The following is a 6,902-nucleotide window of genomic DNA, read 5'->3' as shown; positions in this document are numbered from 1 at the left end:
AGTCTCTCGTACGCGTCGCGGTGCTCGGCGATGACCGCGTTGACCGGCTGCAGATAGGAGCTCTGCGCGGCCTGGGCGACGGCGGTGCGCAGCTCGCGGTCGACCGCCTCGGCCGGCCGCGGTCGCGTCGTCGCTGACTTCCGATAGTGCGCCGTGCCGAAGCGCAGATCGGGGCCGATGTGATCGGCGATGACCGTCGGTGCGATCCCGGTCCGCTCTCCGCTGGCCCACTCGCGATTGCGCAGGTGTCCCTGGACGAGGACTGTCGTGCCCTGCTCGACCGACGTGCCGACGTTGCTCGCCAGGGTGCCGTAGCAGTCGACGCCGAACCACGAGGTGCCGTCCTCGACGAACTCGCCGGTCGACTTGTCGAGCTTCCAGTGGTTGACGGCGAGCCGGAACGACGCACAGGGGCGTCCGGTGGGCAGGGTTCTCAGATTCGGGACGGTCGCGACGGTGCCGCAGACGTTGATGGGGATGGTCGACATTGCTTCCTCGCTTCTCTTCGCACGGTCGGCGAGAAGCGATCGGGAGTCTCCTGCCTCGTCAGGTCGTTTCCCGCCGTGGGGATTCCAGCGAAGCGCGCGCCGCCGTGTTCTGTCGAGGGTGCGACGATGCCCTGTGGACAGCGCTCGGCCGTCCACAGGGCATCTGCACGCAAGTCGTGTCGCCTGTGAGCTCGAGTCTCAGGCGAGTCTCTCGTACGCGTCGCGGTGCTCGGCGATGACCGCGTTGACCGGCTGCAGATAGGAGCTCTGCGCGGCCTGGGCGACGGCGGTGCGCAGCTCGCGGTCGACCGCCTCGGCGGCTTCGTCTGCTCCTTTGTTCCGCGCATTGCGGGCGATCACCGAGGTGATGACGGAGCCGAGGATCCCGACGACGAGGAGCCCGATGACGACGGCCCATATCCACCCCGGAAGGGCCCCGGGAACGGCGAACGTCAGGGCCGCGACGACGATGAGACCGAGGAGCCCGATGACCGTGGCGACGAAGAACACGATCTGGAGGAAGCCGGCGAACGACCACCAACCGGGCCTGCGACGCTCGATGTCCACAGCTGTGACGGCCGAGTCGAGGGTGTCGGCGAGCTGGTTCGTGCTCTGCTTCTCCGCCTCGGCCGCGGCAGTCTGCCACGGACGCGGCAGCGTCGCAACGGATTCGGTGATGAGATCGTGGGCCATCAGCCGGACCTGCGAGCTCTGCGTCTTGCTCGTCGCCGGCACCGAGGCTCGGATGAGCTCGTCGCGGGTCAGACCGTGCTTCGCCCCGAGCGGGTCGGGTGCGTTGCGCTGCATCCAGGCGAGAAGCGGATACCCGGTGCGCTTGTAGGCGCGGCGGATGTAGTCGTCGTGAACGGTCTGCGCGACGGCCTCGACACCGGCGGCCTCGGACATCGTCTCGACGAGGTGGGAGGCACCGGGCAGCTCGTCCGGAGTGGCGACCGGGTCGCCGAGCTCCGCCCTGATCCGGCGGGCCATCGCCTGCATGTCGGAGAGCAGGCGTTCGGCTGCGGCCTGCTTCGAGTCGAGGGTGTCGGCGAGGATCGACCGCAGCTGCGGGATGCCCTCACGGGTCACGGCTGAGGACAGGCGCACCTCGGTGTCGGTGAGTCCGTCCTCGGCGAGCAGCTGCCGGAGATGATCGGCGGCGGCCTTCTGCTCCTCGGGGCTGAGCTTGTCGACCTGGTTGAGCACGACGACCATGTTCGAGCTGTTCTCCGCGAGCTTCGTCAGGTACTCCGAGTGGAGGGAGAAGTCCGCGTACTTCTGCGGGTCGACGACCCAGAACACGACGTCGACGAGCCCGACGAGGCGGTCGGATTCGACGCGGTGCTCCACTGCCGTCGAATCGTGGTCGGGCAGGTCGAGGAGGATGAGCCCGTGGAGGCGGCGCTGGTCGTCGCCGTCGAGCGCGGACTCACGCCACGTGCGGCTGCGCTCGGGGACTTTGAGCCAGTCGAGGATCTCCCGGCCGCCCTCTCCCCAGACGCACGCGGTGGGCCGGGAGGTCGTGGGACGGCGGACGCCGACCCGGGCGATGTCGAGGCCGGCGACGGCGTTGAAGAGCGAGGACTTGCCCGACCCCGTCGACCCGGCGAAGGCGACGACGGTGAAGTCCTCGCCGAGGTCGAGGCGATCGTCGGCGCGTTCGAGCAGGCTCTGGGCGTCGGCGCGGACGTCGGGGCTGACCTTGTCGGGGTCGAGCGCGAGCGAGTGGCGGATGGCCTCGGCCAGCCGTCGGATCTCGGACTGTGCCGAATCGTTCACAATGCCTCCTCGAGGCGGGCACCGGCGGTCCGGAGGGCTCCGGACTGTCGCGTGGGCACCGCTGTCAGTCGTAGTGCGCTGTCGAATGGGACACGGCAGTCACCGACGATGCCGGCAGCCGCGGTGAGGAAGCGGTCCCTGATCGAGGCGATGAGGCTGACAGCCTCCTGTTCGCCGAAGATCGTTCCCGCGAGGTTGAGGGCGACCCCGGGACCGGTGGTCTGCGCGTCCGTGGCCCGGGCGTGCTGAGGGTCCCAGAAGGTCGCGTATTCGAGGACCGCGCACACGCCGTTGACGCCGAAGGAGAGAATCCGCGCCTTCGACTTCTTTCCCTGACCGATGTCGCGGACCAGGGCGTTGACCTCGTTCGACCAACCGCTCACGGCCTCTTTGACCCGGTCCTCGAGTTCGCTGGTCGGGGCGCGCAGGCCCGGATCGGATTCGACGAGGGCGGCGCCGGCCGGGGTCCGGCCCCAGTCGTCGACGACCCCGTCGACGACGTCGACGGCGGCTTCGCGCAGGGAGATCGCGGCACTGCGCAGGATCGCGATGTGCAGCGGCGAGGCGGCATCGTGTTTGCCCGTCACGGCGGCGGAGATCCGGTCGCGCATGCGGGCCATCGTCGGCTCGAGACCGCGGAAGAGCTGTCCGGTGCCGACGAAGTCCTGCCACCGGGCGTTGACCGCGCCCTGGAGGATCCGACCGTCGGAGACGACCGTGGCCAGGCCGTCATGGGCGGCGCGGAAGCGTTCGTCGACGATGCGGGCGAGCTGGGCGTGTGCCTCCTCCTGGGATTCGGCGCAGGAGGCGAGGGTGTCGACGCGGGACGGGAGCGCGGCGATCGATCCGGTGAGGGTGCGTCGCCGGATCCGGTTCCGGGATTCGGCTTCCGAGCTCACCTCCTGGATCCACGAGCGGATCGGGTAGACGGCCGTGTGCGGGAGCAGACCGTCCTCAAGCGGGAGTTCGGCGACGGAGAAGATCGGCGACTGGGCCAGTCCCGCCTCGGAGAGGAGATGGGAGAGGTGGTGGCGGACTTCACGGTTGGCCTCCGGCGGCACCCGGTCGAGGACGATGGCCACCGAGGTGCTCCGCTGCGCGGCCTCGCGCAGCAGCGTCCACGGCGCGGCGTCGGCGTAGCGGTTGGCGGTGGTGACGAAGAGCCAGAGGTCGGCGCACATGAGGATGCGGCGGGCGAGGTCCCGGTTCGCCTCGGCGATCGAGTCGATGTCGGGGCAGTCGAGGATCGCGGTGCCCGGGGCGATGTCGGCATCGGGGATGAGGACGAGCGCCGGGGTCGGCGAGGCCGGGTCGGTGCTGCGCGGCAGATCGGCGAGGAAGGTCTGGGCTTCGAAGTGCTTCGCGTCGGCGGGGTTGTGGATGACGATCGGGTTCGCCGTCGTCGGGCGGCGCACGCCGGCAGGGCTGACCACGCGTCCGATGAGCGAGTTGACGAGCGTCGATTTGCCGGCGCCGGTGGATCCGCCGACGGCGATGAGGAACGGTGCGGGAGCGCGGTTGATCCGCGGGAGGATGAAGTCGGTCATCTCAGCCGAGAGCGATCCGAGCAGACGGCGCCCCTCGGCCGCGTCGTCGGTCTGCAGGGTGAAGCGGGTTTCGGAGATCCTCTTCGCGATATCGGCGAGAGCTCCGCCCACTGGTGGCGTCACGGCATTTCCGCTGTCTGTCATCACGCATCCACTTTCCACGTTTTCACAGCTGAGCTCCACCAGGCACGCCGTGACGAGCGACAATTGCCCTGGACTGTGCGCCCCCGGCGGGGCTCGAACCCGCGACCTACCGCTTAGAAGGCGGTTGCTCTATCCGACTGAGCTACGGAGGCCCCCACATCGTAACCGATCGCCGCCGGGCAGACGAAAGCGGCCCCGCACTCCCCCGCCTGGTCAGATGACCGGGCGGCGGGTGCGGGACCGCTGAGGTGTCGTCAGCTCAGTGGGTGTTGCCGGCCTTCTCGAGCGTCTTGCGCACCGTGACGATCGCCAGGATGACGACGCCGGTCAGGGCGAGGATGACGGCGAGGGCTTCGACGCCGAAGGCCACTTCGGCCGCGAGCGGAATGAAGCCGGCGATCATGAACCCGAGCAGGGCGATCATGGTCAGAGCAGTGGCTGTGGTGAAATACGCGGATCCGTTCTTCATGGGTCATCCTCCTTCTTCCTGAATACGACGATAGACCCGTTGGGCGCGCATGTCACCGATTACTCGTCGGAAAGTTTCCTCCGCGCCTCGAGCGCGTCTTCGAGGCGGTCGACCTTCGCCTCGATCTCCCCGTCGTGACCTGGCCGGATGTCGGCCTTGATGACCAGGGAGATGCGGGAGCCGAACGGTGCGACCGCCTCGGTGGCGCGCTTGACGACGTCGAAGACCTCGTCCCATTCGCCCTCGATCTCGGTGAACATGCTCGTCGTGCGGTTGGGCAGCCCGGAGGCGCGAACGACCTCGACGGCCGCCGCGACGGCCTCGTGGACGGAGCCGTCGCTGCGGCCGGTGCCCGAAGGGGCGACGGAGAATGCGAGAAGCATGGTGGTGCCTTCCTGTGGTCGTGGTTGGTCTGCTGTCGTGGTCGGTGTCGTCAGTTCGGGGCCGAGGAAACGCTGCGGCGGTGCTCCGGTCAGCTCGCCGAGGCGGGTCAGACGGGCGCCAAGGCGTGGGGCTCGCCGTCCGGCAGCTCGACGGTCACCGCGTCCCCGGGTCGCACCGTGCCGCTGGTCGAGACGATGCCCATGACACCGGCCAGGCGCACAGTCTGGCCCTCGTCGTCGCGGAAGACGACCTGCCCCAGCAGTCCGGGGGCCAGTCCGTCGATCTGCGCGCACGGATTGCGCAGACCGGTGAGCGTGACGACGGCCTCCCCGATGCCCAGGCGCGTGCCCACGGGCAGCGCGAGGAGATCGAGGCCGAGCGTCGTGATGTTCTCACCGAGCTGCCCGGGGCCGACGGTGAACCCGGCGGCGCCGAGGCGGTCGAAGAGCTCCGCGTGGAGAAGATGGACCTGGCGGAGGTTGGGCGCCGACGGCGTACGGGCGAGACGGGAGCGATGCCGGACGGTGACGCCGGCGTGCGCGTCACCGCGCACGCCGATGCCCTCGACGAGCTCGATCGCGTCACGGACAGGCTTCGAGAACGCATGCTCCGCATCGCTGCTGACACTCACCACGCGCGCCGCCGCCATCGGACCTCAGCTCTGGGCGGGAACGGTGATGATGAGCGAATCGCCCTGGCCGCCGCCGCCGCACAGCGCCGCGACACCGGTGCCGCCGCCTCGGCGCTGGAGTTCGAGGGCGAGCGTGAGGACGATGCGGGCCCCGGAGGCTCCGATCGGGTGGCCAAGTGCGATCGCACCGCCGTTGACATTGACCTTCTCGGGATCGAGGCCGAGGTCCTGCGTGCTCGCGAGACCGACGGCGGCGAACGCCTCGTTGATCTCGTAGAGGTCGAACGAGTCGGGAGCGACGCCCTCCTTCTCAGCGGCCGCACGGATCGCCTGCGAGGGCTGGTGCTGGAGGGTCGAGTCCGGTCCGGCGGTCCATCCGTGCGCGCGGATCTCGGCGAGGATCGGCGCACCGAGCTCCTCGGCCTTCTCCTTCGACATGACGACGACGGCGGCCGCACCGTCGGAGATCTGCGAGGCGTTGCCCGCGGTGATCGCCCCGTCCTTGCGGAAGGCCGGACGCAGCTTCGCCATCGACTCGGGCGTCGTGTCCGGGCGCACGCCCTCGTCGTCGGTCACCGTCGTCTCGCCCTTGCGGCTGGTGATCGTCACGGGCACGACCTCGTTCTCGAAGACGCCGGACTCCCACCCGGCCGCGGCGCGCTGGTGCGATTGCGCGGCGAACGCGTCCTGCTGCTCACGGCTGAACTCGGAATCGCCCTTGTTCGCCTCGTCGGTCAGCCCGCCCATCGCCTGGTCGGTGAACGCGTCCCAGAGTCCGTCGTAGTCCATGTGGTCCTTGGCGACGACATCGCCGTACTTATAGCCGGCCCGCGACTTCTCGAGCAGATGCGGGGCCAGCGTCATCGACTCCTGTCCGCCGGCGACGACGACGTCGTACTCCCCGGCGCGCACGAGCTGTGCGGCCTGCGTGATCGCGTTGATCCCCGAGAGGCAGAGCTTGTTGATCGTGATCGCGGGAACGCTCATCGGGATGCCCGCCTGAGCCGCGGCCTGACGTGCCGGACCCTGGCCGAGGCCGGCCTGGAGCACCTGTCCCATGATGACGTACTCGACCTCATCTCCGGAGATCCCCGCGCGATCGAGGGCCCCCTTGATCGCGGCGGCGCCGAGGTCGACCGCGGTCTGCGATCCCAGGGCTCCCGAGAGCTTGCCGAACGGCGTGCGCGCGCCGGAGACGATCACTGCTTCAGTCATGTTTCCTCCTTGATCAAGGATGTCCTCGCCCCGAGCAGGTGCTGCACGGCGGTGAGCTGCTTGCACCCAGGGTAACCGAGCCCTCTGTGGCACTGATCACTGGGGTGCCGCGGGGGCGTTCGGCCCCGCCTCTGACGCCGGTGGAGCATCGTTCCTGCTCGCCGAGGCGGCCCCTCGATCCACTCGCTGCAGCTGTTGTGCGCGGGGTCACCGGACCGGCGCACAGTCCCGTCCCGACCGCCGGA

Annotated in this window: 7 protein-coding genes and 1 tRNA gene; all 8 read right to left on the bottom strand. The window is 69.4% G+C overall.

Annotation, left to right across the window (positions count from 1 at the left end; genetic code table 11):
* Positions 1-488: single-stranded DNA-binding protein (locus FFS20_RS11285; RefSeq protein WP_137825946.1), on the bottom strand; the 488-nt coding region annotated here is incomplete at its 3' end.
* 198 nt (positions 489-686) lie between these two features.
* Complete coding sequence (locus FFS20_RS11280; protein WP_137825945.1) at positions 687-2,267, bottom strand: GTPase; 1,581 nt, start codon at positions 2,265-2,267, stop codon at positions 687-689.
* A complete protein-coding gene (locus tag FFS20_RS11275; protein WP_249356811.1) occupies positions 2,264-3,958 on the bottom strand; it encodes a dynamin family protein in 1,695 nt (564 codons plus the stop codon). The genes FFS20_RS11280 and FFS20_RS11275 overlap by 4 nt, the downstream gene beginning before the upstream one ends.
* A gap of 78 nt (positions 3,959-4,036) precedes the next feature.
* A tRNA-Arg gene (locus FFS20_RS11270) sits at positions 4,037-4,110 on the bottom strand.
* Between the two features lie 107 nt (positions 4,111-4,217).
* Positions 4,218-4,427 (bottom strand): hypothetical protein, encoded by a 210-nt coding sequence (locus FFS20_RS11265; RefSeq protein WP_137825944.1) that lies wholly within the window; start codon positions 4,425-4,427, stop codon positions 4,218-4,220.
* Between the two features lie 59 nt (positions 4,428-4,486).
* Positions 4,487-4,810 (bottom strand): thiamine-binding protein, encoded by a 324-nt coding sequence (locus FFS20_RS11260; RefSeq protein ID WP_137825943.1) that lies wholly within the window; start codon positions 4,808-4,810, stop codon positions 4,487-4,489.
* Positions 4,811-4,917: 107 nt separating this feature from the next.
* Positions 4,918-5,460, bottom strand: a complete 543-nt coding sequence (locus FFS20_RS11255; RefSeq protein WP_137825942.1) for an MOSC domain-containing protein — start codon at positions 5,458-5,460, stop codon at positions 4,918-4,920.
* Between the two features lie 6 nt (positions 5,461-5,466).
* The gene (locus FFS20_RS11250) at positions 5,467-6,657 is read right to left on the bottom strand and encodes an acetyl-CoA C-acetyltransferase (RefSeq protein ID WP_137825941.1); all 1,191 of its coding nucleotides are present in this window, start codon (positions 6,655-6,657) and stop codon (positions 5,467-5,469) included.
* Positions 6,658-6,902: the final 245 nt, after the last annotated feature.

Source organism: Brevibacterium sp. 2SA, from assembly GCF_005502845.1.
Classification (GTDB): domain Bacteria; phylum Actinomycetota; class Actinomycetes; order Actinomycetales; family Brevibacteriaceae; genus Brevibacterium.
The sequence above is the reverse complement of the archived record's forward strand: the minus strand, read 5'-3'. Positions and strand labels throughout refer to the sequence as shown.

Bases quoted from the DNA above. Each gene is read 5' to 3' on its own strand.
- FFS20_RS11250 (WP_137825941.1), bottom strand. From the start codon at position 6,657: ATGACTGAAGCAGTGATCGTCTCCGGCGCGCGCACGCCGTTCGGCAAG.
- FFS20_RS11265 (WP_137825944.1), bottom strand. From the start codon at position 4,427: ATGAAGAACGGATCCGCGTATTTCACCACAGCCACTGCTCTGACCATG.
- FFS20_RS11255 (WP_137825942.1), bottom strand. From the start codon at position 5,460: ATGGCGGCGGCGCGCGTGGTGAGTGTCAGCAGCGATGCGGAGCATGCG.
- FFS20_RS11275 (WP_249356811.1), bottom strand. From the start codon at position 3,958: ATGACAGACAGCGGAAATGCCGTGACGCCACCAGTGGGCGGAGCTCTC.
- FFS20_RS11260 (WP_137825943.1), bottom strand. From the start codon at position 4,810: ATGCTTCTCGCATTCTCCGTCGCCCCTTCGGGCACCGGCCGCAGCGAC.